General features: G+C 65.5%; 32 protein-coding genes. 18 read left to right on the top strand and 14 right to left on the bottom strand.

Annotated elements, in window-relative coordinates; translation table 11 throughout:
- The 3 genes from fcl to ACWPMX_RS14830 all read right to left on the bottom strand — a co-directional run bounded on the left by fcl (window position 1) and on the right by ACWPMX_RS14830 (window position 3,248).
- Entirely contained in the window at window positions 1-945 is a 945-nt protein-coding gene (gene fcl / locus ACWPMX_RS14840; RefSeq protein ID WP_455700874.1) for a GDP-L-fucose synthase, read from the bottom strand.
- A gap of 79 nt (window positions 946-1,024) precedes the next feature.
- Window positions 1,025-2,278 (bottom strand): sialidase family protein, encoded by a 1,254-nt coding sequence (locus ACWPMX_RS14835; protein WP_455700873.1) that lies wholly within the window; start codon window positions 2,276-2,278, stop codon window positions 1,025-1,027.
- 118 nt (window positions 2,279-2,396) lie between these two features.
- Complete coding sequence (locus tag ACWPMX_RS14830; RefSeq protein WP_455700872.1) at window positions 2,397-3,248, bottom strand: hypothetical protein; 852 nt, start codon at window positions 3,246-3,248, stop codon at window positions 2,397-2,399.
- A 157-nt stretch (window positions 3,249-3,405) separates the two neighbouring features.
- Between ACWPMX_RS14830 and ACWPMX_RS14825 the strand changes: the two genes are divergently transcribed.
- Both ACWPMX_RS14825 and ACWPMX_RS14820 read left to right on the top strand, forming a co-directional pair.
- On the top strand, window positions 3,406-4,800 hold the full coding sequence (locus ACWPMX_RS14825) for an O-antigen polymerase (RefSeq protein ID WP_455700871.1): 1,395 nt from the start codon (window positions 3,406-3,408) through the stop codon (window positions 4,798-4,800).
- Entirely contained in the window at window positions 4,797-6,125 is a 1,329-nt protein-coding gene (locus ACWPMX_RS14820) for a hypothetical protein (protein WP_455700870.1), read from the top strand. Before ACWPMX_RS14825 ends, ACWPMX_RS14820 begins: the two co-directional genes overlap by 4 nt.
- Window positions 6,126-6,146: 21 nt before the next feature.
- Here ACWPMX_RS14820 and gmd read toward each other — a convergent pair whose 3' ends face one another.
- The 4 genes from gmd to ACWPMX_RS14800 form a co-directional block, all read right to left on the bottom strand.
- On the bottom strand, window positions 6,147-7,208 hold the full coding sequence (gene gmd / locus ACWPMX_RS14815) for a GDP-mannose 4,6-dehydratase (RefSeq protein ID WP_455700869.1): 1,062 nt from the start codon (window positions 7,206-7,208) through the stop codon (window positions 6,147-6,149).
- A 305-nt stretch (window positions 7,209-7,513) separates the two neighbouring features.
- Complete coding sequence (locus ACWPMX_RS14810; protein WP_455700868.1) at window positions 7,514-9,166, bottom strand: hypothetical protein; 1,653 nt, start codon at window positions 9,164-9,166, stop codon at window positions 7,514-7,516.
- A gap of 37 nt (window positions 9,167-9,203) precedes the next feature.
- A complete protein-coding gene (gene spt, locus ACWPMX_RS14805; RefSeq protein WP_455700867.1) occupies window positions 9,204-10,454 on the bottom strand; it encodes a serine palmitoyltransferase in 1,251 nt (416 codons plus the stop codon).
- On the bottom strand, window positions 10,451-10,693 hold the full coding sequence (locus tag ACWPMX_RS14800) for an acyl carrier protein (RefSeq protein WP_455700866.1): 243 nt from the start codon (window positions 10,691-10,693) through the stop codon (window positions 10,451-10,453). The genes spt and ACWPMX_RS14800 overlap by 4 nt, the downstream gene beginning before the upstream one ends.
- Window positions 10,694-10,829: 136 nt before the next feature.
- On the opposite strand from ACWPMX_RS14800, the gene ACWPMX_RS14795 reads away from it, so the two are divergent.
- A complete protein-coding gene (locus ACWPMX_RS14795; protein ID WP_455700865.1) occupies window positions 10,830-11,363 on the top strand; it encodes a Pycsar system effector family protein in 534 nt (177 codons plus the stop codon).
- Between the two features lie 12 nt (window positions 11,364-11,375).
- On the opposite strand, the gene ACWPMX_RS14790 is transcribed toward ACWPMX_RS14795, so the two are convergent.
- Together ACWPMX_RS14790 and ACWPMX_RS14785 are read right to left on the bottom strand one after the other, a co-directional pair.
- Entirely contained in the window at window positions 11,376-12,473 is a 1,098-nt protein-coding gene (locus ACWPMX_RS14790; protein WP_455700864.1) for a two-component system sensor histidine kinase NtrB, read from the bottom strand.
- Window positions 12,474-12,601: 128 nt separating this feature from the next.
- Complete coding sequence (locus tag ACWPMX_RS14785; RefSeq protein WP_455700863.1) at window positions 12,602-12,967, bottom strand: response regulator; 366 nt, start codon at window positions 12,965-12,967, stop codon at window positions 12,602-12,604.
- Between the two features lie 117 nt (window positions 12,968-13,084).
- Here ACWPMX_RS14785 and ACWPMX_RS14780 point away from each other — a divergent pair, with 117 nt between their 5' ends.
- The 5 genes from ACWPMX_RS14780 (at window position 13,085) to ACWPMX_RS14760 (ending at window position 16,429) form a co-directional block, all read left to right on the top strand.
- The gene (locus ACWPMX_RS14780) at window positions 13,085-13,318 is read left to right on the top strand and encodes a DUF3572 family protein (protein ID WP_455700862.1); all 234 of its coding nucleotides are present in this window, start codon (window positions 13,085-13,087) and stop codon (window positions 13,316-13,318) included.
- Window positions 13,315-13,992 carry an HAD family hydrolase gene (locus ACWPMX_RS14775; protein WP_455700861.1) on the top strand — a complete coding sequence of 226 codons (678 nt, stop codon included), beginning with the start codon at window positions 13,315-13,317 and terminating at the stop codon, window positions 13,990-13,992. Before ACWPMX_RS14780 ends, ACWPMX_RS14775 begins: the two co-directional genes overlap by 4 nt.
- A gap of 74 nt (window positions 13,993-14,066) precedes the next feature.
- Entirely contained in the window at window positions 14,067-14,525 is a 459-nt protein-coding gene (locus ACWPMX_RS14770) for a RidA family protein (RefSeq protein WP_455700860.1), read from the top strand.
- Window positions 14,526-14,534: 9 nt separating this feature from the next.
- Window positions 14,535-15,299, top strand: a complete 765-nt coding sequence (locus ACWPMX_RS14765) for a glycerophosphodiester phosphodiesterase family protein (protein ID WP_455700859.1) — start codon at window positions 14,535-14,537, stop codon at window positions 15,297-15,299.
- Window positions 15,296-16,429, top strand: coding sequence for a GNAT family N-acetyltransferase (locus tag ACWPMX_RS14760; RefSeq protein WP_455700858.1), 1,134 nt, complete (start codon window positions 15,296-15,298; stop codon window positions 16,427-16,429). Before ACWPMX_RS14765 ends, ACWPMX_RS14760 begins: the two co-directional genes overlap by 4 nt.
- Window positions 16,430-16,432: 3 nt before the next feature.
- Here the strand turns inward: ACWPMX_RS14760 and ACWPMX_RS14755 are convergent, their stop codons facing one another.
- A complete protein-coding gene (locus ACWPMX_RS14755; protein WP_455700857.1) occupies window positions 16,433-16,759 on the bottom strand; it encodes a hypothetical protein in 327 nt (108 codons plus the stop codon).
- Between the two features lie 276 nt (window positions 16,760-17,035).
- On the opposite strand from ACWPMX_RS14755, the gene dksA reads away from it, so the two are divergent.
- The 5 genes from dksA (at window position 17,036) to ACWPMX_RS14730 (ending at window position 20,795) form a co-directional block, all read left to right on the top strand.
- Entirely contained in the window at window positions 17,036-17,494 is a 459-nt protein-coding gene (gene dksA, locus ACWPMX_RS14750) for an RNA polymerase-binding protein DksA (protein WP_455700856.1), read from the top strand.
- Between the two features lie 125 nt (window positions 17,495-17,619).
- Window positions 17,620-18,000, top strand: coding sequence for a PilZ domain-containing protein (locus ACWPMX_RS14745; protein WP_455700855.1), 381 nt, complete (start codon window positions 17,620-17,622; stop codon window positions 17,998-18,000).
- A gap of 61 nt (window positions 18,001-18,061) precedes the next feature.
- On the top strand, window positions 18,062-19,528 hold the full coding sequence (locus ACWPMX_RS14740) for an ABC transporter substrate-binding protein (protein WP_455700854.1): 1,467 nt from the start codon (window positions 18,062-18,064) through the stop codon (window positions 19,526-19,528).
- A 20-nt stretch (window positions 19,529-19,548) separates the two neighbouring features.
- The gene (locus ACWPMX_RS14735; protein WP_455700853.1) at window positions 19,549-19,971 is read left to right on the top strand and encodes a DUF4112 domain-containing protein; all 423 of its coding nucleotides are present in this window, start codon (window positions 19,549-19,551) and stop codon (window positions 19,969-19,971) included.
- 35 nt (window positions 19,972-20,006) lie between these two features.
- Window positions 20,007-20,795, top strand: coding sequence for a tryptophan 2,3-dioxygenase (locus ACWPMX_RS14730; protein WP_455700852.1), 789 nt, complete (start codon window positions 20,007-20,009; stop codon window positions 20,793-20,795).
- 17 nt (window positions 20,796-20,812) lie between these two features.
- On the opposite strand, the gene ACWPMX_RS14725 is transcribed toward ACWPMX_RS14730, so the two are convergent.
- Window positions 20,813-21,265, bottom strand: coding sequence for a hypothetical protein (locus ACWPMX_RS14725; RefSeq protein WP_455700851.1), 453 nt, complete (start codon window positions 21,263-21,265; stop codon window positions 20,813-20,815).
- A 4-nt stretch (window positions 21,266-21,269) separates the two neighbouring features.
- Window positions 21,270-21,875, bottom strand: coding sequence for an HNH endonuclease (locus ACWPMX_RS14720; RefSeq protein ID WP_455700850.1), 606 nt, complete (start codon window positions 21,873-21,875; stop codon window positions 21,270-21,272).
- A gap of 104 nt (window positions 21,876-21,979) precedes the next feature.
- On the opposite strand from ACWPMX_RS14720, the gene gluQRS reads away from it, so the two are divergent.
- Genes gluQRS through ACWPMX_RS14700 form a run of 4 tightly spaced genes read left to right on the top strand, consistent with a single transcriptional unit; the run spans window position 21,980 to window position 24,542 of the window.
- Window positions 21,980-22,786: a tRNA glutamyl-Q(34) synthetase GluQRS gene (gene gluQRS, locus ACWPMX_RS14715; RefSeq protein ID WP_455700849.1), complete on the top strand. Its 807-nt coding sequence runs from the start codon at window positions 21,980-21,982 to the stop codon at window positions 22,784-22,786.
- A 4-nt stretch (window positions 22,787-22,790) separates the two neighbouring features.
- Window positions 22,791-23,018 (top strand): hypothetical protein, encoded by a 228-nt coding sequence (locus ACWPMX_RS14710; protein WP_455700848.1) that lies wholly within the window; start codon window positions 22,791-22,793, stop codon window positions 23,016-23,018.
- A 31-nt stretch (window positions 23,019-23,049) separates the two neighbouring features.
- Entirely contained in the window at window positions 23,050-23,616 is a 567-nt protein-coding gene (locus ACWPMX_RS14705; protein WP_455700847.1) for a cob(I)yrinic acid a,c-diamide adenosyltransferase, read from the top strand.
- 56 nt (window positions 23,617-23,672) lie between these two features.
- The gene (locus ACWPMX_RS14700) at window positions 23,673-24,542 is read left to right on the top strand and encodes a 3-hydroxyacyl-CoA dehydrogenase NAD-binding domain-containing protein (protein ID WP_455700846.1); all 870 of its coding nucleotides are present in this window, start codon (window positions 23,673-23,675) and stop codon (window positions 24,540-24,542) included.
- On the opposite strand, the gene ACWPMX_RS14695 is transcribed toward ACWPMX_RS14700, so the two are convergent.
- The gene (locus ACWPMX_RS14695; protein WP_455700845.1) at window positions 24,539-25,300 is read right to left on the bottom strand and encodes a hypothetical protein; all 762 of its coding nucleotides are present in this window, start codon (window positions 25,298-25,300) and stop codon (window positions 24,539-24,541) included. The genes ACWPMX_RS14700 and ACWPMX_RS14695 overlap by 4 nt on opposite strands.
- Window positions 25,301-25,407: 107 nt before the next feature.
- Between ACWPMX_RS14695 and ACWPMX_RS14690 the strand changes: the two genes are divergently transcribed.
- Entirely contained in the window at window positions 25,408-25,686 is a 279-nt protein-coding gene (locus ACWPMX_RS14690) for a hypothetical protein (RefSeq protein ID WP_455700844.1), read from the top strand.
- 19 nt (window positions 25,687-25,705) lie between these two features.
- Here ACWPMX_RS14690 and ACWPMX_RS14685 read toward each other — a convergent pair whose 3' ends face one another.
- A complete protein-coding gene (locus ACWPMX_RS14685) occupies window positions 25,706-26,071 on the bottom strand; it encodes a hypothetical protein (protein WP_455700843.1) in 366 nt (121 codons plus the stop codon).
- Window positions 26,072-26,099: the final 28 nt, after the last annotated feature.

Here is a 26,099-nt window from a genome sequence, read left to right as displayed (position 1 = left end):
TCAGGCGGTGCCCTCCTTGACCCGTCCGCCGAGAAACTCGCGATAGGCTGCGGCGATGCCGTCTGCCAGCGCGATGCTCGGCTGCCAGCCCATCGCGGCGAGCTTGTCACCGCTCATCAGTTTGCGCGGCGTGCCGTCGGGCTTGCTGGTGTCGTTGGTGATCGCGCCGCCGAACCCGACGGTGTCGCACACCAGCCGCGCCAGTTCGCCGATGGCGATATCGCTGCCCGAGCCGACGTTGACGTGTTCCTCGCCCGAGTAGTGCTGCAAGAGGAACACGCAGGCGTCGGCGAGGTCGTCGACGTGGAGGAATTCGCGGCGCGGAGTGCCGGTGCCCCAAATCTCGATCGCAGGACTACCGGCGACTTTCGCCTCATGCGCCTTGCGGATCAGGGCGGGCATCACGTGGCTCGAGGCGAGGTCGTAGTTGTCGCCGGGGCCGTAGAGATTGGTCGGCATCGCGCTGATGAAATCGCAGCCGTATTGCCGGCAATAGGCTTGGCACAGCTTGATGCCTGCGATCTTGGCGACCGCGTACCACTCGTTGGTGGGTTCGAGCGGGCCGGTCAGCAGCGCGTCTTCCGCGATCGGCTGGGGTGCCAGCTTCGGGTAGATGCACGAAGAGCCGAGGAAAAGCAGCTTCGCCACTTCCGCCTGACGCGCCGCCTCGATCAGGTTCGCCTCGATCATCAGGTTGTCGTAGAGGAATTCGGCCGGATAGCTGTCGTTGGCGAGGATGCCCCCGACCTTGGCCGCCGCGACGATCACGACCTCGGGCCTCTCGGCGGCGAACCAGCTGCGCACCTGTGCCTGTTCGCGCAGGTCGATCGAGCGGTCCGCGGTCAGGATCGTGCAGCCCTCGCCCTTGAGACGGCGCAGAAGCGCAGAGCCGACCATGCCCTTGTGGCCGGCCACGTAGAGGCGTTTTTCCTGGAGTTCGAACACAGCGGCTGCGTCTTACAGGAGTGCGGCGCGCGGTCCAGCGGCGACTGGGCGAAGACTTGCTTCGCCGATGCGACTCACGTCATTGCGGCCCGCATTTGGATCCGGCCGTGGCGCAGACCCCCTTGTTGATCAGTTTTATGCTGATGCTCGCGGCCTGAGTGAGTTGCTGCGGTTCGCGGAACGTCGCCATGAACGTTTCGAGGTGATTGTTGCGCCCGCGATCGTAGACGATGTGGACTTCCCCATTGGCCGTAAACGTGACGTCGGGATAGGAAATCTGGTCCTTGGGGTCGAAGGTCTGGATAAGCGGCCATGTGGCCCCGTCATCGTCGCTCAAGGCGATCGTCATGTCGGTTCTTTCACGCGTATCGCGGGTCTTGTTGAAAACCATCAGCAAGCGACCCTTTGGCGTACGACCGAGAAAATGGCGTGCATAGGTCGACGGCGAATAGGACCAACGGGTCCAGGGCGGCACGGACAGGCTGCCGGCCGCCGTCGTCGATTGGAGAATTCCGTCGAGCGATCGCGATTGGACGAGCAGGCTACCATCGCGTTTCTCGACCGCGGTGATTTCGGCGTAGTCCCGGTTCGAGTAGGGCGGCAGCGTTGCGACTTTCGTCAACCGGCGGTTCTGCCAGTCGAGCTCGTAAAAGAAATTTCCGGCTCGTTCCATGTACCGCCGAAGGGGAGAGACATAGTCGTAGTATTGGACGGGCAGATACCATTTGCCACCATATTCGAAGGGCCGTTGGCCTTCGCCGTCGGCCATCCAGAAACCGCCGCCGATCGCGGGATCACCCGACGAGGCATTATCGACGATGCTCGTCCAGACACCCAGCTGGCCGTCATTGCCGACCGCTCCCCCGCTTTGCGCGTAGATGATCCAGAGCTTTCCGGTCGGGTCTTCCCACAGGCGCACGTCGTAGACGCGGTTGTTGATACGATCGACCGGCACGAGGTAGTATTCCCGAGACCAGCTCTTCCCGTTGTCGTCGCTATACTGGAGGACGATGTAGGTCCCAGGTTTCTCCCAGTTCGCGATGTTGTCGCCGAGGAATGCGACCCACAGTCGGCCGCCGACCTGTTCGACGGACGGAACGCCCTGGAATTTGCGCACTCCGTATTGAGCGTTGTCCAGACTCAGGACTGCGGGATCCTTGACGAGCCCGTCGTTGACCGCGGTGGGTGTGGGAGTGGGGGAAGGGGTCGGTGTAGGTGTAGGTGTCGGCGAAGGCGTGGGAGTTTTCTTGGCCAGCGCCTCTTGCGACGATCCGCCGCCTCCGCATCCGGCCAACGCAATCACGGCCAGTGCAGCAAGCCAGGCATTCTTCATCATTACCGACCCCCGCCCCATCGCGCCAAGGGTGATTCCAGCGCGTTAGGCGGGCAAACCTAACGCGGGGCGAGCGCCTTGAAAACACAATGTTGATCGGCGTTAGAAGGCGGATTCATCAGATCGTCCAGGAATGGTTCACTGCGTGGACTCCGGACCGTTCCAAAGCGCAGCGCATCGCTTCAAACGCGCCCGCCGCTCCCGCGAACACCCGCGAATCCGGCACCCCTTGAGAGCTTTGTACGGCTTGCGCGCGCCCGGCAGAAAAGTCGCAGCCGATCAGGCCGATGTCCCGCGCTCCGTTCGCCGCGGCAAAGATCACGGCGCTCAGCGCGCTGGTGTGATCGAGCACTGGCAGCGTCATGCCCGGATCGGGAAGGGCAAAGGCAGTCCAGTCTGGCTGCCGTGGATGATACCGCAGCGAAATCGGCAGTTTCAACCCGCCCTTGCGCACCCAATGGCGGCGCCATTCGGCGGCATCGGCTCGCAGGACAGTGAAGAGTTCGCGGCCTCGCCCGGTCAGCATCGGAAACTGGTCGAAGAACACCGGCGCGAGAATGCATCTGTCCCGGCCGACCTCGCGCAGCGGGTCTGGTCCGAATGTCTCGATCATCGGCACGATCGCGACGAGGTCGGTAGTGAAGAAATAGCGATGGGTGTCCGGCACCGGTCGGCGAAGCGCAAAGTTGATGTGGATGACCGTGTCGAAGCTCGCGAGAAATTCCGGCGTCGCCCGATCGAGGCTGGGGCCGGTTCCCATGACGAGCACCCGCCGCCCTGCGAATTCACCTGCCCAGCAATCGGGGACAGGTTGGGTCGCTTCCCTTCGCATCGCGCGGAATCCGAGCCAGCTCTTGAACGGGTGCAACGCCGCCCACAGCGCATAATTGGCTGTCGAATCGATCGCCAGGTACCGTGGCGGCCGGACGAATTCGCGGGTCGCCGGGGAGTATTCGGTCGGCTTGAGCATCGATCCCTGCATGGCTTGGAGGAGAGGGATAGCGGCGGTTAGTCGCGATGCTTGACCCTGTCCACGTGCGCGGGTTTCATTGCCATACGCTCCGACTTGCGATTATAGCCGCCTGATCGGCCATGCAGCACCGCGGCCGATTTCCCGGGAACGAAGCATGTATATCGGAGCGCTGTTCCTTTCGGCCGTCGTGTTCGTGCTGGTCAACGCGCTGTACTTCATCCGAGGCAACGCCAGCCTTTTTCACCCGTTCTCGTATTACTCGCTCTTCCACGGTATCGTGTTCGTCGTTCGGCCCGTGGTTGCCTACGCATACGGCTACAGCAAAATCTACGGTTATGCCGGGTTCGTGCCGTCGCTTTCCGACAAGCTCACCGTGATCGGCGCGGCGAATCTGGCGTTCATCGTCTATTTCTGGATTTCGACCAGGGTCGGTCGGAGCCCGATGGAATTCAAGGTGGGCTCCGCTCAAGCGATCCATCGGCAGCTTGTTCGCCGCACGTTGCTCATGATGCTGGTCATCTGCCTCCCGCTCGGGCTTTACTCGCTGCTGGCCGGGCTTGGTCAGGTCGCCCAAGGCACATCCGACATCATCATGACGAAGACCGGCGTCATAACCGGCGGCACCAATGGCTATATCATCGAAGGCCATCGCTTGCTGGTGCCGATCTGCGCCCTTTCGGCGTGGCTGTTCCGCTTCAGGCTAATCGCCCTCGCGCCGCTGGCGACCTATTTCGTCCTCAAGTTTGCGACCGGGGGGCGCGGGTCGGTTGTCATGGCCGCTCTCATCACCTTGCTGTTCTACCTCTACGACCGGCGCAAGCGGTTCCCCGGCATCCAGCTCGCTGCGCTCGCAGTGCCTTTGCTGCTGGTCTTCACCGCCGTGGGCGATGACCGGGGCCGCAGCATCCGCGAACAGATGGGCATCCAGAACGAGCGGATCGAGGGGTCCAATCGCGATGGCGAGCGTTTCCTCGAGGGAATGGACTTCGCCAACATGGAGTACTTCGAGTACCTCGTTTACGTCGTACCGCAGCGGTCGCACACCTACGACTACTTCCTCAGCAATCTGCAACTGTTCACCGAGGGAATTCCGCGGGCGCTTTGGCGCGACAAGCCGATCGGTCAGCCCATCAAGCTCATCGACCTGTTCCAGTACGGAAAGCCCGCCGGGTTCTCCATGTCGATGCCCGGTGTCGGATGGTATGAGCTGGGTTGGCTCGGAGTGTTCCTCTGGGCGGGATTCTGGGGATGGGTAACGGGCCGGTTCTATGAGTGGTTCGTCACGTCTGATCAGTCGACGTTGAAGGTGGCGACCTACATCGTGTCGCTCGCATCGCTGATCATCGTCTTTCGCGACGGCACGATCCTCACGCTGGCGCGCGGGCAGATCTTCTACCTGTTCCCGATCCTCGTGATATTCCTGCTGAGCAGGGCCGCCAGAGTCCCAGGAATAGCCCGCATCTCCGACATCCTGATGCGCAGGCAGGTCGCGAAAGGTATACGCGAACCGGAGGGCCTTCGAGAAATCCGCCAGACGAGACCGATTTGACCACATTGCGGAAAATGGGGTCCTTCGTCGCCGCGGGAGCGGCGGCGCAAGGTGTCGGTGCGGTTTCCGGTCTACTGCTTACGCGCTGGATGGATGTGGAGGAGTATGCGGCCTACACGATCGCGATGGCGATGGTGGGGGCGATCGCCGTGCTGACCAAGGGCGGGGTTCGCATGGGGCTGGGGGCGCTGCTCGCCGACCACTGGCCAGACCGGCCCAAGGTCGCCGATGCGGTCTCTTCGGCGGTGCGCACGCGCTTCTTCATTTCGGCGTTGACGATGCCCCCGATCGTCGCGCTGACCGCGGTGCTGCTTTTCCGCATCGGCGCGAGCTGGCAGACCAACCTCGTCGTCAACGGGTTGCTGGTGGCGATCTGGTGGGCCGACATGCGCAGCGCGGTGATCGACCAGGTGCTCAATTTCGACGGCAAGGCCGTGCGCGTTCAGTTGCTCGATACCGCGATCGCCATGGGGCGGCTGTTCGCCCTCGCCGCGCTGTGGTTCGCCAACGCGATTACCATGGTGGCCGCCCTCGCCGTCCAGCTCGCGACGTTTCTCGTCCGCATCCCGCTCATCCGTAAATGGCTCCACGCTTCGCTCGGACAGGCGCGCGGAGCTGTGGATGACAGACTGGTCCGCCGCGTGCGCACGATCGCGCTGCGGCAAGTCCCGGTCGACGTGTTCACGGTGTTCCAGGCGCAGGCGGCGATCTTCTTCCTGACCCAGAGCGGCGGAAGCATGGAACTGGCGACCTACGGCGCGCTGGGGCGGCTGGTGCAGGTCGTCACTCCGTTCACCGCGCTGGGGCTGGCGTTCTTCACGCCGGCCTTCGCCAAGGCGCACGACCGGGTGGTGCCGCGCATCCTGGGGTTTGCGCTGATCGGATCGCTGCCCGCCTTCGCCCTCGTCGGCGCGTGTCTTGCCGCTCCTTCGACGGTCCTGTTCCTGCTGGGGCCGAATTATGCGGGCCAGACCGGGCCGCTCGCGATCTTCGCGCTCTGCACCCTGTTCAACATCTTCATCCAGCAGGCGTGGAGCCTCGTCGCGCACCGGGGATGGAACCGCTTCGCCTGGGTGCGGGTGCCGATCGGTCTTGCGTGGGTTGCCGCGGCGCCGTTCGTCCTGCCCGTCGATACCGCCGGCGGCGCGTTCCTGTTCTTTGCCGGGTTCTCGGTCGGCACGCTGGTCTCTATGGCGGTCGACCTTGCCGTCATTCGGAAAGTCGAAGGCGTTGCGCTCGTCGGTCGGCGCGGCGAACCGGCTATCGTGGAAGAAACGGAGATTTCGGTCGAAGCGGTGGACGCCGCGACAGGCCGTCTGGGCTGACCCCGGCGTTCGTGCCGCCGCTTACGCTGGCGTCGACTTCAGCAGGGCTATATCCGCTTCGACCATCTCGCGAGCGAGTTCGCGCGCGGAAATGGTATGCCGCCAGCCGAGCTTCTCGCGCGCCTTGGTGGGGTCGCCGATCAGGAGGTCGACCTCTGTCGGGCGGAAGTAGCGCGGATCGACCTCGATCAGGCAGGTGCCCGTCTTCGCGCAGAAACCCTTCTCGTCCACGCCCTTGCCGCGAAACTCGATGTCGATCCCGGCATCGGCGAAGGCCCAGCGCACGAACTCGCGCACCTCGGTCGTTTCGCCGGTCGCCAGCACGTAGTCGTCGGGCTGGTCCTGCTGCAACATGCGCCACATCCCCTCGACGTACTCGCGGGCGTGGCCCCAGTCGCGCCGCGCGTCGAGATTGCCGAGATAGAGCCGATCCTGCCGGCCCAGCGCGATCGCCGCGGCGGCACGCGTTACCTTGCGGGTGACGAAAGTCTCGCCGCGCAGCGGGCTTTCGTGATTGAACAGAATGCCGTTCGACGCGTGGATGCCATACGCCTCGCGGTAGTTCACCACGATCCAGAAGCCGTAGAGCTTGGCGACGCCGTAGGGCGAGCGCGGGTAGAACGGCGTCGTCTCGCTTTGCGGGGTTTCCTGCACCAGCCCGTAAAGTTCGGAGGTCGAGGCCTGATAGAAGCGCGTCTTGTGCTCGAGCTTCAGGATGCGGATCGCCTCCAGCAGGCGCAGCGTGCCGAGCGCGTCGGAGTTCGCGGTATATTCCGGGGTCTCGAACGAGACCTGCACGTGGCTCTGCGCGGCGAGGTTGTAGATCTCGTCGGGCTGCACTTCCTGCACGATGCGGATCAGGTTCGTCGCATCGGTCAGGTCGCCGTAGTGCAGGACGAAGTTCTGGTGCTGGACGTGGGGGTCCTGGTAGATGTCCTCCACCCGGCCGGTGTTGAACGACGAGGAACGACGTTTCACTCCGTGCACGACGTAGCCCTTGTCGAGCAGCAGCCGCGCCAGATAGGCCCCGTCCTGCCCGGTGACACCCGTGATGAGCGCGACTCTGCCTTCGGTGATAGCCATTGGTGTGCCGCGATTGTCCCGGAATTGAAGCTGTTGGCCGCCGCTCTAGTTGGCCGGCCCGCTAAAGCAACCCGGATTGGTGCCAAGGGAGTCGGGGGGTGTCAGCGGGCAATTCGCTTTGGCCAAGTCCCGGGTCGTTCGTCGGCGAAGGATCAGGATTGTGCGCTTGTCCGGTTCCACGGCATGATCGCGAGAAAGATCGCCATGCCTCGCGGCGATCGGCATCGGCGAACATATCCGCGAAGTGCGGCGGTTTTCCACCTGATGGTTGTTTGATCGGTCCCCAACACCAATCGCGCAATTTCCTATCGCACCGCGACCTCGGCCGCCGGTCTCGTCCTCAACAACAGCGCCTCGGCCACGGGATCCTTCATCCGTAGCTTGAGCGAGGCTTGCGCTGCCTCGCGCGCGCCGTCCATGTCGCCCGCGGCCAGCAGTGCGGCGGCGACATCGCGCCGGACCGGATACCAGAACGCGGGCGGGTCGGTGAAGACGTTGAAGCTCGGCGTTTCTTCGATCTCCGCGCCGCGCAGGAACGCGGCGGCGGCACCCTTGTGATCACCCTTGAGCGTCGCAAGCCGTCCCTCCAGGACCGCGCGCGTGATGCCGAGCATCTGTTCGGCGGGCACCGAGCCGTCGTCCTTTTTCGGGTTTTCGGCGATGGTTGCCGGGATCGCCGCGATGGCGGTCTCGATCCCGTTCGCATCGCCGCGCCACGCCGCCGCCTCGCCCTTCGCGTAGTTCCACGCGGCCTTGAGGTATGGCAGCTTCGGCTCCGGCAGGTCGGCGACCGACGCCGGGTCGAACCGCGCGATCGCGAAGTAGCCCGAGGCGGCGAGCAGCTGGCTCACCGGTCCCGCCTCGTCGCGGGTGGCTGAGGCCGCGACGAGCGGGCGGGCGAGGTCGAGTGCGATCGCCGAATCGCCGCTCATCAATGCGCCGCCGAGGCCATAGATCACGTTGTGCGCGTGATACGGCAAACCGAACACGCCGAGCGGTTCGTTGATGCCCATCGCCAGCGCGTTCGCCTTGCCGATCTCGACCGCGTTGCGGTTGGTGACAGCGGCATCCTGATAGCGCCCGACCCAGTAATAGGTGTGCGCGGGCATGTGGACGAGGTGGCTTGCGCGCGGGGCGAGGGCGGCAAGGCGGTCGGCCCCGCTTTCGGCCTTGGCAGGCTCACCGAGGATCTCGGTCGCGTGGATGTAGAAATGGATTGCCGGGGTGTGCCCGGGGTCGCGCGCGAGCACCGTTTCAAGCAGCGGGATCGCTTCGCGCAGTTTGGCCAGGTCGGGCTCGTCGGACTGGGCGAAGGTCGCCACCATGATCGCATCGGCGGCGAGCACCGCGATCTCGTCGTCCATCGGGAAGCGGGCCTGCACCGCGCGCATGGCCTTCGCGAAGGCGGCATCGCGCTTTGCCGTGTCGCCGGGCCGATACCGCTCGACCAGCGCGGCGGTAAGCGCCTGTTCCTTGTCGGTGCCTGACTTCGCGGCGAGCTTGCGGGCGTCCTTCGCGAGCGCCAGCAGCGGCTTGCGCTCATCCTCGGTGGCGCCGAAATTGATGGTCGGTGCGGTGACGTAGGCCTGGCCCCACTTGCACATCGCGCAGGCCGGATCGAGCCGCACCGCTTCGGTCATCGCCGCGACCGCCGCCTTGTGCGCGAAGGCCGCGCCGAGCTCGAGCCCGTTGGAGAAGAACGCCTGCGCCTGCGGCACGCTCGTGGTGATCGCGAATCCGCCCTTGCCGTAGCCGGGCAGGAGCCGGGCCTCTTTCGGCGCGGCGTCGTCGGTGTGCGCGGTGTGGTCGGTCACTGCCTCGGAGGTTGGCTCGGTGGGAGTGGCGGCCGGAACCTGCGCCGCGTGGTCGGCGGGTTCGGGGCTGGCGGGATGGTCCTGCGCGAAACCCGCACCGGCAAGCGCCAGTGCGGCGGCTCCTGCAAACATCCCAGCGCGCATCGTCCCTCTCCCCCCGAGCGCCCCGTCCGGGCGCGGCCTAGATGATCCCCACCGCTTTTCCCGCACGCTCGAACATGCCGAGGATAGTCTCGACTTCCTCGGCCGAGTGTTCGGCGCACAGCGAGCAGCGCAGCAGCGTCATGTTGGCAGGCGTCGCGGGCGGGCGCGCGAGGTTGACGTAGAGACCTTCCTTGAGAAGCGCCTCCCACATGGCCGCGCCGCGTTCGAGATCGGGCATGATCACCGCCACGATCGCGCTCTGCGGCTCCTTCGTGCCGAGCTGGAAGCCGAGGCCCGTGAGGCCCTGATGGAGCCGCTTCGAATTCTCCCACAGGTGCGCACGCTTGTTGGAGCCGTGCATCAGCTTGCGGATCGATGTCGCCGCGGTCGCCACCACGCTCGGCGGGAGCGAGGCGGTAAAGACGTAGGGGCGGCAGACCAGCCGCATGATCTCGAACTTCGGATGGTTCGACACGCAGAAGCCGCCGACCGTGCCGACGCTCTTGGAGAAGGTGCCGATGATGAAGTCGCAGTCGTCGATCACGCCCGCCGCCTCGCACACCCCGCGGCCGTGCTCGCCGATGAAGCCCATCGAGTGCGCTTCGTCCACGAGGACCATCGCGCCGTGTTTCTTGGCGACCGCGACCATCTCCTTGAGCGGGGCGATGTCGCCGAGCATCGAGTAGACACCCTCGAGGATGACGAGCTTGCCCGCGCCTTCGGGAATGCGGCCCAGCCGCTTGTCCATCGCCTCGATATCATTGTGCTTGAAAGGCACGACTTCGGCATTGCCGAGCGCGCAGCCGTCCCAGATCGAAGCGTGGCTGTCGATATCGAGGACGATGTAGTCGCCCTTGCCGGCGATCGTCGAAATGATGCCGAGGTTCGCCTGGTACCCGGTCGAGAACACCATGGCGTGATCCATGGCGTAGAAGTCCTTCAGCGCTTCCTCGACCGCCTTGTGACCCTGGTAAGTGCCGTTGAGCACGCGGGAGCCGGTGGTGCCCGCGCCGTATTCGTCGAGCGCCTGCTTGCCCGCGGCGATCACGTCTGGGTCGAACGTCATGCCCATATAATTGTAGGTGCCGAGCAGGATCGTGTCGCGCCCGTTGCAGATCGCCCGGGTGGGCGAGAGGACCTTTTCCATCACCAGGTTGAACGGATCCTCCTGCCCGGTCGCGAGCAGGCCTTCGCGCATGGCGATAAGGTCGTCGAACTTGGAGAACAGGTCCTTCCCTTCGCCCGCCCGTGCCTCCGGGCGGTCGGGTTCGTCGATGCCCTCGCTCATGCGGACTGCATCTTGGTGACGGCGTCGACCAGGTCGCCCCAGGTCTCGATTTCGGCCTGCTGGTTCATGCTGATGATGATGTCGAATTCGTCCTCGATCGCGGCGACGAAGTCCATCACGGTCAGGCTGTCGAATTCGAGGTCGCCGGCGAACGAGGTGTCCTCGTCGATCTCCACGCCCTTCTTGTTGAAGGGTTCGGCAAGGGTGCGGATGCGGGCGTCGACTTCTGCTCGGTCCATGGGTCTGGTGTCTGTCCTGTACTTGCCTGCGCCCGGTCGGGCGCCTGCCATGTCAATACGGCGGAAAAGCGGCTCTGGCGTGCGCTTGTCAAGCGCGAGGGGCAATGGCAAGCCCTGTCGCACAGGGAGGCGCAGCTTGGACACGACCCCGACCGACGGCGAACCGATCGCGGCGACCTATTCGCAGCACGCGATCCACCTTGTCCGAACGACCCAGATCCAGACACTGCAACTGTCGCAGATGGCCGACCAGAAGGCCTCGATCCTGATGGGGGCGAGCTTCCTCGTCTTTTCGATCTCGGTCAGCCGCGCGTTCGCCGGGCACCTGCCCGTCAGCCTCGCGGTGCTCGCCTGCTTCGCTTTCGCCAGCTCGCTCTGCGCGGTGATCGCGGTGCTGCCCTCGGTGTCGCGCAGCAAGGGGCCGGTGGGCGCGAACCGCCTGTTCTTCGGCCACTTCACGAACCGCGACGAAGCCGAATGGACCGACGACGTCCTCACCCAGCTGCAGAACGACGAGACCGTGTTCCGCACGATGCTGCACGACATCTACCAGAACGGGCAAGTGCTCCAGCGCAAGAAGTATCGGTTCCTGGGATATGCCTATCGGATCTTCATCCTCGGGCTGATCATGACGCTCGTGTCGTTCGTGGCGGAGATGTGGGCGCGGTAGAACAGAAGCCGCTCAGGCATCGGCCCGGGGAAAATAGATCGAAATCGCCGTACCCGCTCCGGGTTCGCTATCGATCTGCAAAGCACCGCCGATGCCTTGGGCAAAGCGGGCGATGCCGCTGAGGCCCAGCCCGGTGCCTTTCCCTTCCGGCTTCGTGGTGAAGAACGGATCGACCGCCTTGCCTGCAGTCTCGCGATCCATGCCGCACCCATCATCGCGAAAAGTGACGACCACCGCCTCGCGTGGAAAGCTCGGAGTTTCGTCATCCCGAAAGCTAGCATTCTTTGCCGAAATCCAGATGCTGCCGGTTCCATCCATCGCGTCCCGCGCGTTCGTTGCCAGATTCACCAAGGCGAGTTCGAACTCGGAACGGTCGCAGCACGCCTGCCAAAGGTCCCCCGGACACTCGATCGTTAACGAGATAGTTCTGCCAAGGACCCGTTCGACGATCGGCCGACTTTCGTTCAGGAGTTTTGCCATGTCGTGCGGGATCGCCTTGATCCTCTCGCGGCGGGCAAACGCGGTCAGGCGATCGGTCAGCGCCGTACCGTTGGCCAAGGTGCGGTGACCTTCGTCGAGGACCAGCTTGCGACGATCCTCGTCCATATTCCGGTCCTGCAACAGACGAAGTACTGCCTGGAACGCGGCGAGGATATTCCGGAAATCGTGAACGATGCCGCTCGCGACAGTTCCCAGTGTCTCGATCTTTTCGTTGTGAATCGCCTTCTCGGTCAGCGTGTTTATCTCGCTGATGTCGCGCGCTGATCCGAGTATTCCTGCGACCTTGCCCTCGTCGTCATGCAGGGGAAAGTAGAAGGTATCATAAAAGGGCGGCCCTCCCTCACGGCTGAGCGACCCTCGATAGTGATGGGTTGCGCCGCTTTGGTAGGCGGCCATGATATTCTGCTCGACCGTCGTCCCGTAGTCGTCGCCCAGAGCTTCGAGCGGGGTGAGTCCGACCAGCTCTGCCTCGAACTTTCTGCCCGTAACCGATAGGGCGGCCGGATTGACGTGAACGTATCGGAACCGGCCGTCTGGGCCCTGCTTGACATAGAACTGACAGTCCGATGTCGCGTCGAAAAACTTCTCGAAACGCCTGAGAGCAGACACTGGCATCTTCGCCGACCTTGCATTTTTGCAATGAGTGCGACTCGGCTCGAGAATAACAAAATTAACCGAGCGGGCAATTGGCTCGATCAGACGGTGCCGCAGTCTATCGACCGCCAGATCGGGTAGCGCTACGCTACCAACCCCCGCACCGCCGTCATGAATGGGCCGATGCTCACGGGTTTCGCGAGGTATCCGGTCGCGCCCGCATCTCGGATGCGGTCCTCGTCGCCCTTGCCGGCGTAGGCGGTGACCGCCAGGACCGGGGTTTTGAGAAGCGCGGCGTCGCGGCGCATCGCGGCGATGAGGTCGACGCCGGATACGCCGGGAAGCTGGATGTCCATGATCACGAGGTCGGGATCGAAGGCCCGCGCGGCGTTCAGCACCAGCTCGCCGTCGGCCACCGGCTCGACCTCGAACCCGCTCGCGCGCAACACGTCGCAGAACAGTTTGCGGTTGAGGTCGTTGTCCTCGACAACGAGGATTCTCTTTGCCACTGCCGCCATCGCTCCGGTTGCGCTACGCCGCAGCGACTAGGGCCATGTGCCGGCCGAAACAATGGGACGCTGACGATTACTGCCGAGACCCACCATCATTCCGGAGACGCCGACACGTTGGCGCTGTCCGCGCTCGGCTGGGTGCTGGCGGACGACGAGCGGGCGGAGCGGCTGCTGTCGCTGACGGGCCTCACGCCCGAGGTGCTGCGCGACAACCTGACCGACCGTTCGACGTTGGCCGCGGTGCTCGACTATCTCGCCGGGCACGAGCCCGACCTGATGCTCGCGGCCGACGCGCTCAACGTGCCGCCCGAGCGACTGGCCGAAGCACGGCGGGAGCTGTCCAGATGAGCCGGCCGCTGCTGATCACCGACTGCGACGAGGTGCTGCTCTACATGGTGGCGCACTTCAAGGCATGGCTGGAAGAGGCGCAGGGGGTCGATTTCCAGTTGGTCGGCAACGACTTTTCGGAAGCGATGCGCTGGCGCGAAAGCGGCGAGTTGGTCGACCCGGCGGAAATCTGGGGCTTCCTGCGCAGTTTCTTCGATACCGAGATGCACCGGCAGGACCCGATCCCCGGCGCGGTCGAGGGCATTGCCACCCTGTCGCAGCACGCCGACGTGGTGGTGCTCACCAACCTGACCGACCGGCACCGCGAGATGCGGAGCCAGCAGCTCGCCGACATCGGCATCCATGCGCGGGTCTTCACCAATCAGGGACCCAAGGGTCCGGCGCTGAAGGCCATCGTCGAGGAATATGCGCCGAGCCGCGCCGTGTTCATCGACGACCTCGCCCAGCATCATGCATCGGTCGGAGCGGACGTACCGAATGTGCGGCGGCTGCACCTGTGCGGCGAACCGATGCTCGCGGGCCGAATCGCCTGCGCGCACCAGGCGGGCACCGCGCATGCGCGGATCGACACCTGGGACGAAGCGACGCCTTGGCTGCTCGCCGAACTCACGAAGGACCTGCCCGCGAACGGCGACGCGGCAGGGCAGACTGAAAAGGAACCCGCCCTCAAGTAGCGAAAGCGAAAGGGCAAGAAAGGAACCCGCCCTCAAGTAGCGAAAGCGATAGGGCAGAAGAAAGAGGACCCATCATGAGCATCGACGCGCGCCTGAGCGAACTCGGCATCACTCTTCCCGAAGCGGCCGCTCCGGTCGCGGCCTACGTTCCCGTCGTGATCGACGGTCGCCGGGCCTACGTCTCGGGCCAGCTGCCGTTCATGAACGGCCAGCTCGTCAAGGGACGGCTGGGTGAAAACGTGCCGGTCGACGACGGTGTGGCCGCTGCCCGTGCCTGCGGGCTTATGATCCTCGCGCAGTTGAAGGCTGCGCTCGGCTCGCTCGACCGGGTCGAGCAGGTCATCAAGCTCGGCGCCTTCGTCAGCTCGACTGCCGAGTTCGATGGCCAGCCCAGGATCGCCAACGGCGCGAGTGAGCTCATGGCCGAAGTGTTCGGCGACGCCGGCAAGCACGCGCGCAGCGCGGTCGGCGTGCCGGTGTTGCCGCTCGGCGCCGCGGTCGAGGTCGACGCGATCGTCGCCATACGGGACTGATGCCCCCTGATGATCGCCTGCTGGCTCGATAGCCTCCTGTCGCCGGCGCCCGATCCGCAGCGGGTCGGCTGGCTGCGCGGTCACGACTATGCGCACCGCGGGGTGCACGACGGGACGACGGTGGAGAACTCGCCCGCCGCGTTCGCCGAGGCCATTCGTCGCGGCATGGGCATCGAGTGCGACGTCCAGAAAAGCCGCGACGGACGCGCAATGGTCTTCCACGACTGGACGCTCGAGCGGCTGACCGACGAGGCTGGGCCGGTCGGCGCGCGCGACGCGGCGGCACTAGAGACAATCGCGCTCGCGGGCAGCGGCGATACGATTCCCACTCTCGATCGGCTGCTCGATCAGGTGGCGGGAAGAGTGCCGCTGCTGATCGAGATCAAATCGAAGCGCGAACGCAATCCGGTGCCGCTGTGCCTCGCCGTGCGCCGCGCCATAGAGGGGTATCGCGGTGCCGTTGCGGTTATGAGCTTCGATCCGCGCGTGCCGAAATGGTTCGCCGCCCACGCAGGCGACATCGTGCGTGGTCTCGTAATGACGGAGAGCGGCAAAGGCGAAGAGCTCGGCCCGCTCAAGCGGCAGCTGGCGCTCTGGCACGCGCGCCCCGATTTCCTTGCCTATGACGTGCGCGATCTCCCGAGCCGCTTCGCTGCAAGCCAGCGCAGGCGGGGGCTACCGCTTTTGACTTGGACGGTGCGCTCCCCCGGACTGCGCGGGGTCGCAGCGGAATACGCCGACGCGCCGATCGCCGAAGGGGCGGGACTCGCATGAACGATGGATCGCTCGTCGCGCGCATGGCGCACGGGGTGGCGAACCTGCCCGCCGACCAGTGGGATGCGCTTTCGGATGGCGGCAATCCGTTCATGACCCACGCCTTCCTCGCCGCTCTCGAGAATTCGGGAAGCGTTGGCGAGGGGACCGGTTGGCTGCCGGTGCCGCTGGTGATCGAGGATGCCGGCCGCCTCGTCGGGGCGCTTCCAGCTTACGTGAAAGGGCACAGCCAGGGCGAGTACGTGTTCGACCACGCCTGGGCCGATGCATGGCACCGGGCGGGCGGCAGCTATTACCCCAAGCTGCAGATCGCCGCGCCGTTCACCCCAGCAAGCGGACCGCGCGTGCTGACAAGCGAGCCTGCGCTGGCGCTGCCGCTGCTGCGCTTCGCCGAGCAGTTCGCCGCCGCCAACGAGCTGTCCTCGATCCACGCGACCTTCATCGAGCCGGAGCAGGTGACGCTGTTCGAGGAGGCCGGCTGGCTCATGCGACACGACATCCAGTTCCACTGGACCAACCGCGGCTATGCCTCGTTCGGCGATTTCCTCGGCGCGCTCGCGAGTCGCAAGCGCAAGGCGATCCGCAAGGAGCGCGAGGCGGCGCAGGAAGGCGTGACGATCCGCCGACTGTCGGGCGGGGACATCCTGCCCGAGCACTGGGACGCGTTCTGGGGCTTCTACCAGGACACCGGCAGCCGGAAGTGGGGCAGTCCCTACCTGACCCGTTCGGCATTCGATTTGCTCGGCGAGACGATGGCGGGTCGCATCGTGCTGGTCATGGCGTTCGACGAGGGGAGGCCGATCGCGGGAGCCCTCAATTTCGTCGGGGAAGACGCCCTCTACGGGCGCTACTGGGGCTGCGTCGAGGACCGGCGCTTCCTCCATTTCGAGCTGTGCTATTATCAGGCGATCGACGAGGCGATCGCGCGCGGGTTGTCGCGAGTGGAGGCGGGCGCGCAGGGTCAGCACAAGATCGCCCGCGGCTACGAACCGGTGCAGACCAACTCGGCTCACTGGATCGCCGATCCCGGCTTCCGCCGAGCGATTGCCGATTACCTCGAGCGGGAGCGCGAGGGGATCGCGGTCGACGCCGACTGGCTCGGCCGCACGACTCCGTTCAGGAAAGGCTGAGGATCAGGCGGCCCGGCGCTCGCCGTCGATCAGCCACTGGCGCGCGCGGCGCTGCGCTTCGGCGATCTCGCGCGCGGTCATTTCGTCGGAAATGTCGGCCCGGCACCAGGCAGCTTCCTCGTGACCGCGTGCGGCGGCGAGGTTGAACCACTTGTGCGCTTCGATGAGGTCGCAGGCAGCGCCGTGGCTACCGGTCGAATAGGCGACGCCGAGGTCGTAGAGCGCGCTTACGTCGCCTTGTGCCGCAGCGGCGAGGCAGTGCGCGACCAGCATGTCGGTCGCGACCGGTCCCTTGATGATCGCGGCGCCTTCAATCTTGCGAAGTTCCATCTCGAATTACCCCCTGGCGGCGAGCCCCCATGCCGCCGTCGGGACCAGTTAGGCCGGATTATGGTCAACAAGTGGTTAACAGGCGGACGAAAAACTCGGTCCGATCGCGCGCTCGTTCGGCCCCGCTTAAGTTTTCCCCGCCTAGGGCGCCGCATTCGGCAAGCTGGCTTGTGCCGGTTGGGGCCCGTCATTATAGGCGCGCCAAGTCGATGTTCTGTGGACCCGGTTTCGGCCGGTTAAGCGAACCTGGTGCGACAGATTGGAATGAGAAACACGATGGCCACTCTGGCAAGCGACGACATCGATGTACTCGAAAAAGCTCGGCGAGCGCTGGCACCCGACTATTCTCCGTCCGAAGACGAAGAGTACATGAACGCAGCGCAGCAGGACTATTTCCGCATGCTGCTGCTGGAATGGAAGCGGTCCATCCTGTCTGCCTCCAGCGCGACTCTCCAGTCGCTGCAGGACGGCCCGATCCGCGAGGCCGACCTCAACGATCGCGCCTCGAGCGAGACCGACTGGGGCATCGAACTGCGCACCCGCGATCGCCAGCGCAAGCTGATCGCCAAGATCGATTCGGCGGTCCGCCGCATCGACGCGGGCGAGTACGGCTATTGCGAGGTGACCGGCGATCCGATCGGCCTCAAGCGCCTGATCGCCCGCCCCGTCGCCACGATGACGGTCGAGGCGCAAGAAGCGCACGAGCGACGCGAGAAAATTTCGCGCGACGACTGAATTTCCGGGTCCCGCAGCGGTTTTCGCTTAAGTTTTATTTAGATTATCCCGGCTAACTTGGCAGGCCTTCGCGCAAACGCGCGTGGAGGGTCGCGATAAGTCAGGCCAAGGGAGCCATGTCGGCAATGTCAGGCGTCGATACACGACACGTAAACCGGGACAGCCTGTTCCTGATGGCCGAGCTCTTTCTCGACGGCGAAGCCGTCCCCCACCGGGTGCGCGTGCGCAATCTCTCGGCCACCGGAATGATGGCTGAAGGGGATCTTCGCCTGCTGCCGGGCACGCATGTGAAAGTCGCGCTGAAGAACGTGCCCGTCGTCGATGGCAACGTTGCCTGGGTGCACGAGCAGCGCTTCGGCATCGCCTTCGCCGACGAGGTCGATCCCAAGGCGCCGCGCAGCGCCATCAACGCCAGCGGCGACATCACGACGCCCCGCTATGTGCGCCCGTCGGCAATCGCTCCGCCGGCCTCCCAGACCGAACCCAAGCGTATCCGCACCATTTGACCTGCGGTTAATCGGCGCGGCCCGCTGACGCAGGCGCATTGAACTGCTATCCGGGTCGGCGATGGTTCGGCCTGCTCTTCCATTGGCGATCTCCGCTGCGCTCATGCTGGCGGCATGCGGATCGAGCGACGATGCGGGCACGGTCGGCATCGCCCTGATCGGCGAGGCCGATTCGCTGTCGGAGCGGAGCTTGCGGCTGTCGGTCCCCGCACAGCAGATGCGCGCTGCCACGACCGAGGGACTGGTCGCGCTCGACGAGGCGGGCGAAGTCGTTCCGGCACTCGCCGAGCGCTGGATCGTGACCGACGACGGACTGTCGTACATCTTCCGCTTGCGCAATTCCGAATGGCCCGACGGCAAGCCGATGACCGCCGAGCAGGTCCGCGACGCACTGCGCCGGACGATGCGCGACCTGCGCGGCAGTTCGATGGCGCTCGATTTCGCGGCGGTGTCCGAAGTGCGGGCGATGACCGGACGCGTCATCGAGATTCGCCTGTCGAGCCCCATGCCCGATCTGCTGCAATTGCTGGCCCAGCCCGAAATGGGGGTGCCCTACAAAGGCAAGGGTGTCGGCCCGATGGCCGTCGAAAATGGCAGCGATGGCGAGCGCGGGGGAGTCCGGCTCGCACTGCTGTCGCCCGAGGCACGCGGCCTGCCGACGCGCGAGGACTGGCGCGAAGGGACCCGCGCGCTCGATGTGCGCGTGCTGACCGCCCGCGCGGCCGTGGCCGCATTCCGCGAGGGTGAGGTCGATCTCGTGCTCGGCGGCACGATCGCGGACCTGCCGCTCGCCGATATCGGTCCGCTGTCGCGGGGGACGGTGCGGCTGGACGCGGCTCAGGGACTGCTCGGGCTCAAAGTCCTGCGGAGCGAAGGCGTGCTCGCCGAGGACACCCGGCGCGAGGCGCTCGCCATGGCGATCGAGCGCGAAACCCTGCTCGCCCCATTCAACATCGCGGGCTGGCTGCCGAGCACGCGCATCACGCCCGTCGCGGCGATCGGCGATGCGGCGACCGAACGCTGGACCAACCTCGCGATCGAGCAGCGCCGCGCCGCCGCCCGGCAGCGGATCGCAGTCGTGCCGCAGGACCAGCGCACGTTGTCGATCGCGCTGCCCGAAGGGCCGGGCGCCGACCTCCTCCTGCGCGAGATCGCCGCCGACTGGGCTGAAATCGGCGTGACCGCGACCCGCGCGCGCAAGGGTCGTCCGGCCGACCTCGAACTGGTCGACACGCTGGCGCGGTTCGGGAGCCGGCGCTGGTACCTCGACCAGTTCGCCTGCGCGGTGCGCCGGGCCCTCTGTTCGCCCGAGGCCGACGAGCTCGTCCGCGATGCCGCGCGGGAAGACGACCCGATCGCGCGGGCGACCATGCTGGCCGAGGCCGAAACCCGGATCACCGCGCAGCAGGGCTACATTCCGCTCGGCGCCCCGGTCCGCTGGTCGCTGGTGCGCGGCGACCTGCAGGGCTTCGTCCCCAATCGCTGGGCGGTCCACCCGTTGTTTCCGCTCGCGCTCGCCCCCAGATAACGGGCAGGAGAAACACGCCGATGCCGACGGACCCCGCCAACCGCCCCCGCCCGATGGGCATCGAACTGCCGATCGGCACCGACCCGGTCGCCGTGCGCCGCCGGATCGAGGCGATGGAGCAGCTGCTCGAAAACAGTTTCACCATCCCGGGCGTGAACTACCGCGTGGGCCTCGACTCGATCGTCGGGCTGGTGCCGGTGGTCGGCGATTTCGTCGCCGCAGCGATGGGCATGTACCTCGTCTGGGAAGCGAAGAACCTCGGCATGCCGAAGTGGAAGCTGTGGCGGATGACCGGAAACGTGGCGGTCGATACGGCGGTCGGCGCGATCCCGGTGGTGGGCGACGCGATTGACTTCGTGTTCAAGTCGAATACCCGCAACCTGCGCATCGTGCGCAAGCATCTCGACAAGCATCATCCAGCCAGCCGGACGATAGAGGGGTAGTTTCACCCGCGACTGGTTTGGCGTAGGCGTCGCCCATGGCCGACGTTACTTATTCATCGTATCTCGATCTCGACAGGATCCTCTCCGCGCAGCACCCGGCGAGCGCGGCGCACGACGAGATGCTGTTCATCATCGTCCACCAGGCGAGCGAGCTGTGGCTCAAGCTGTGCCTCCACGAACTCACCGCCGCGCGCGACGAGATCGCCGCCGACGACCTGCGGCCCGCGTTCAAGATGCTCGCCCGCGTGGCGCGGGCGCAAGGGCAACTGATATCGTCGTGGGACGTGCTCAGCACGATGACCCCGGCGGATTATTCGGAAGTCCGCCCGCACCTGTCGAGCTCGAGCGGGTTCCAGAGCGCGCAGTACCGGCTGATGGAGTTCCTCATGGGCGGGCGCAATCCCGACATGGTGACCATGCACGAGGCGACGCCCGAGGTGGCCGCGGAGCTTCGCGCGGAACTCGATCGCCCGAGCCTCTATGACGAAGCGGTGCGGCTGCTGGCGCGGCGCGGCCTCGCGATTCCGGCGGAGGTGCTGGAGCGCGACCACTCGGGCGGCTGGACACCCTCGCCTGCGGTCGAGGCCGCCTGGGCCGAAATCTACCGCGACCCGGAGGCGCACTGGGACCTCTACGAACTCGCCGAAAAGCTGGTCGACCTCGAATACCACTTCCAGCGCTGGCGCTTCGGCCACCTGAAGACGGTCGAGCGCATCATCGGCTTCAAGCGCGGGACCGGCGGGACGGCGGGGGTGCCCTACCTCGAAGGCGTGCTCAAGCAGGCCTTCTTCCCCGAACTGCTGAGCGTGCGGACGGCGATTTAGCGGCCATTTCCATCCGGTCAGATTTGGTGGCCAATCTGGTCGAGCATTGCTCCGCACTTCGGGCAATCCCAACCCTCGAACTTGTAGACGTGTCCATCGTTGGGCGCTGCGAACTCTTCAAGCTCATGACCGCAAGCTGGACATCGTGTCGGGATGTCCTTCCCCCGCTTTCTGGCCTTGTAGTCGGCAAATGCGCGCTTGGTATCCCGGACGTCAGTTTTGATTTTGCGAAACATGACAAAGCAGAACCAGCCCAAGGCGATTCCTCCGCCAACGACGTACAGCGTCGTCGTAAGAGCGCCGTTGTGAACGTAGGTCTCAGAGAGAAACGCTGGGATCAGCGGCAGGATGGAAAAAGCCAGGCTGAAAGGCCTACTTTCGTTCAAGTCGCGCTCAAACCATTGCCAAAATTTTGATCGGGCGGTGGCAGAGGGATTAGGGTCGTCCTGATGGGCAGGGAGCTCAACCAAAACGCTAAGCCTCCAGCTCGATTTCCCAGTACAGCCAGTCCCGCCACGTCTCGTGCAGGTACCCCGGTGGAAACGCCTTGCCGTGCTGGTGGAGCTGCCAGCTCGTCGGGCGGATCGGGCGGACGAGGTTCATGTGCGCCTGCGCCGGGGTGCGGCCGCCCTTCTTCATGTTGCAGGGCGCGCAGGCGGTGGCGATGTTCTCCCACGTGGTGCGTCCGCCGAGGCGGCGAGGGATCACGTGGTCGAAGGTCAGGTCCTTTTCGCTGCCGCAGTACTGGCAGGCGAACCGGTCGCGCAGGAACAGGTTGAAGCGGGTGAAGGCGGGAAATTCGGATGGCTTCACGTACTGCCGCAGCGCGATCACGCTGGGGATCTGCATGTCGAGGCTGGGCGAATGGACCTGCCGGTCGTAGCTCGCGACGATGTCGACCCGTTCGAGGAACACCGCCTTGATCGCGGTCTGCCACGGCCACAGGCTGAGCGGGTAATACGACAGCGGGGTGTAATCGGCGTTGAGCACCAGCGCCGGGCAGCTTTCGAGCGCGCGGGTCGGGTCCTCCGCAGAAGCGCGGAAATGAGCCGCCCGTTCGATCAGTTCGGCCTTGAACATATCCGCCCACGCCCTCCGATTGACCGAGGGGAGCATTTGCCGATTCGTGCGTCAACCCCGTGACGGTGCGTGAATCCACAGACGATTGCCGCTAGGCGGGCGCGATGGACGTGACCCGCTTCGCCCCGAGCCCCAACGGATCGCTGCATCTCGGCCATGCCTGGGCGGCGATCGTCGCGCACGACCTGGCGCGCGAGCGGGACGGGCGCTTCCTGTTGCGGGTCGAGGATATCGACGGAACGCGCAGCCGCCCCGAACTGGCGGACGAATTCCGCGCCGACCTTGCCTGGCTCGGCCTCGCGTGGGGCGAGGTTGCGCCGCAATCGACCCGCCTTGCCAGCTACGAGGCGGCAGCCGAGCGACTGCGCGCGATGGGCTTGCTTTACCCGTGCACCTGCACCCGTGCCGAAGTCGCGGGGCCAGTCTATCCCGGCACCTGCCGCGGGCGGACCGATACCCCCGCCAAAGTGGCATGGCGGCTCGACGTCGCAAAGGCGCTCGCGCTCACCGGGCCGCTCGAATGGCATGACGAACTGGCCGGAACACAGCAGGCGCAGCCCGTTCTGGCGGGCGATCCGGTGCTGGTGCGCAAGGATGCGCCCGCCAGCTACCATCTCGCCGCCACGCTCGACGACGCAGCCGACGGGATCACGCTGGTGACGCGGGGGTGTGACCTGTTCGCGGCCACGCATGTCCACCGCCTGCTGCAGGCGCTGCTCGGCCTGCCGGTGCCGCGCTGGCACCACCACCTGCTGCTGGTCGAGCCGGACGGCCGCAAGCTCGCCAAGCGGCGCGGCTCGCCGGGCCTGGGAGACCTGCGGATAGCGGGCGAGGATGGCAAGGCGCTTGCCGCCGCCTTGCGCGAACACCGCTTCCCCGCTGGCATTTCGCTCGGGCCGGGCCTAGATTAGGGCCATGCAGACCTTCCTCATCATCGTGCTCGTCGTCCTGATGGGCTTCGTCGTCTATTCGCTGGTGCGCGGGATCGTGGCGTTCCTGCAATCGCACAAGGCGGACATCGACGCAGGCCCGGAACGGCAGCAGGAAATGCAGCTGCTCCAGAACAAGATGATGTTCAATCGCATCAAGTACCAGGCGCTCGCGATCGTGGTGGTCGCGGTGATCATCATGATGGCGCGCTGATCCCTCGACAGGCTCAGGACGGCCCGCTCCCTTGGTAAAGCTCAACAAGATCTACACCCGCACCGGCGACGACGGCACGACAGGTCTCGTCGACGGCTCGCGCTGTCCCAAGCACTCCGCGCGGATCGAGGCGATCGGCGCGGTGGACGAGGCGAACTCGGCGCTCGGGCTTGCCGCGATTGCGCTGGCGGGCGAGGCGCGGGCCGACGTCACGCGCATACAGAACGATCTGTTCGATCTGGGTGCCGACCTCGCTACCCCCGGCGAAGACTTCACGCCCGGCGAAATGACGCTGCGGATCGTCTTGTCGCAGTCGGAGTGGCTGGAACAGCGGATCGACGCGTTCAATGAAGCGCTTCATCCGCTCACCAGCTTCGTCCTTCCCGGCGGCAGCGAGAGCGCCGCGCGGGTCCATGTCGCGCGCGCGGCCGTACGGCGGGCAGAGCGGGCGATGACCGCGCTCGCCAGCCACGAACCCGTGAACCCGGCCGCGCTCGCTTACGTCAACCGGCTGTCGGACTTCCTCTTCCAGCTCGCCCGGCTCGAGAACGATGAAGGCAGGGGCGACGTGACCTGGGTCCCCGGAGCAAATCGCTAGCAAAGTCCACATCCCGTCGCTAACCGCGCATTGCTGCAGTTGCGAAGGAAATCGGCATGGATACGATCGGGGTTATCGGCGCGGGCCAGATGGGGGCGGGAATCGCCCAGACGCTCGCGCAGAGCGGGTACACGGTCCTTCTCTCCGATATCGACCTCGCCGCCGCCGAAAAGGGCAAGGCCGGCATCGGTAAAGGCCTCGCGCGGCTGGTCGACAAGGGCAAGCTGGAGGCGAGCGATGCCGAAGCGGCTCTCGCTCGGATTACCCCGGTCGCCGACCTTTCGCCGATGGCCGCTGCTGCCTTCATCATCGAGGCCGCGACCGAGAACGAGCGCATCAAGCAGTCGATCTTCGAGAATGCAGGCAAGGTTCTGGGCGCGGGTGCGATCCTCGCCAGCAACACCAGTTCGATCCCGATCACCCGGATGGCGAACTGGTCGCCCGACCCGGCGCGGTTCATCGGGCTGCACTTCTTCAATCCGGTGCCGGTGATGGGCCTCGTGGAGGTGATCGCCGGTCTCGCCACGTCGCCTGAAACCCTGGCCCGCACCAAGGCGCTGGGGACGAGCCTCGGCAAGCATGTCGTCGAAGTGCACGATGCGCCCGGGTTCGTGGTCAACCGGGTGCTGATGCCGATGCTCAACGAAGCGGTCTTCGCGCTCGGCGAGGGCACTGCCACCGTCGCCGACATCGACGCCGCCTGCCGCCTCGGCCTCAATCACCCGATGGGACCATTGCAGCTTGCCGACTTCATCGGGCTCGACACATGCCTCGAGATCGTCCGCGTGCTCCACGGCTCTACCGGGGACAGCAAGTATCGCCCCGCTCCGCTGCTGTCGAAATACGTCGAGGCCGGCTGGCTCGGCCGCAAGAGCGGCAAGGGCTTCTACGACTATGCGGGCGCGGAGCCCGTTCCGACCCGCTAGAACGGCGGGCCGGGCAGCGGCACGACGATCGCGCGCGCGATCGGCAGCCAGCCAGGTGCGTGATAGATCCACGATACCGCCAGTTCGCAAGCGATAATGGCAGGGACCGCCGTCAGCACCACCGGATGCATGCGTCCGCGGGTCTGCCAATCGAACAGCACCAGCGCAGCGATCAGCAGGTTGGTGCTGATGAAAGTGTTCGCGATCATGCCCCAGTACCCGTCTCCGACGACCGACGCGATCGGCCCGCCCAAGGTGCGCGTCCACGCCGCTCCGACGATGATCGTCGTGGCGAGATAGATCAGCCGCTTGTGCGCGGGGGACTCGCGGCGGCGGAGCACTGCCGTCGTCGCGAGTATGCCGAACGCCGCGACATAGAAGATCGGGATGATAAAGAACGCCTGGCTGTCCGGTGGATGACCCAAGTAATACCTCTGGCTGTATGCTTCGGCGAAGAAGCCGGTCAGCACCATCAAGGGGATCAGCGCTGCCGCGCTCAGCCCCATCCTGCGATGGAGCGCGTGATTGGCTGCGCGGATGAGCAGGACCTGCGAGGTCAGCAGGACCATCCACAGCACGAACAGCCCGGCGTGGAGTTGCAGCACGAGCGGCGCAGGATAGTCGGCGCGGCCATGGAACCGCTCCCAGCTGGGCGGTGCGAATCCGAGCAGGACGCCCAGCCATGCAACGATCACGAAGCCGAGGAAGAAGTTGCGTTCACGCCTATCGAACGCGGCGGAACCGGATGCGCTAGCCATCGGCAATCCCCCAATCACCGGCGCGAAAGGTCTTCCGCATCGATCTGAGTGTCAAGCGGGAACGCGGATGCCCCGCCGCAGGTTCATCGGGAAAAGGAGTATTACCGATGGCCACCGACCCCGACCTCGCCCCCGAGGCGCACAATGCCGAACAGGACGACGAGCAAGCGCAGGCGCAGACCGTCGCCGATCAGGCCGAGGCGCTGCGGCATGGCGATCCGACCGCGAGCGTCAAGCCGTCGCCGACCGAGACCCCCGATCTCGTCGATCACATGCGCGAGATGGAGACGTCGGGCCGGATCGACATGGGTGCGTACCAGGGCGAACCCAACATGGATGATGAGGACGAGGCCTACGGCGAGGGGCACGACCCAGACGAGGTCTGATCCCGCACGTGTGGAGCTATTACTGCGGGGGGCTTTCCTGTTGATCGGGAAGATCCTGCGATACGATAACGATCTCCTCCGCCGGTATCGCCTCCGCCTCCGCGACGGGGGCGAATTCGTCGGGAGGGGTCGGATCGTCGCCAACGGCCGGGTCAATCAATTCCTCGTCCGACGAAAACTCGATCGTGATATCGTCTTCGGCAGGTTGGCCGGGAGAGACCTGCTGCGTCGAACCGGTGAAATCCTCGGCGATCGCGCGTTGCTGGGCGAACTGCTCTTTCGCTGCGTCGAGCGCGCCGTCGTTATTCCCCGTGCCGACGAACTTCGTCACGCCGGCGAGGACCATCGCGACGAAGATGAGGGCGAACCAGCGATTGCGAAACATGTACCCGCGCATTTCCCCAAACTATACG

Source organism: Tsuneonella sp. HG094 (assembly GCF_053819285.1).
Note: the sequence above shows the minus strand (reverse complement) of the source record. Positions and strands in the feature narration are given on the sequence as shown.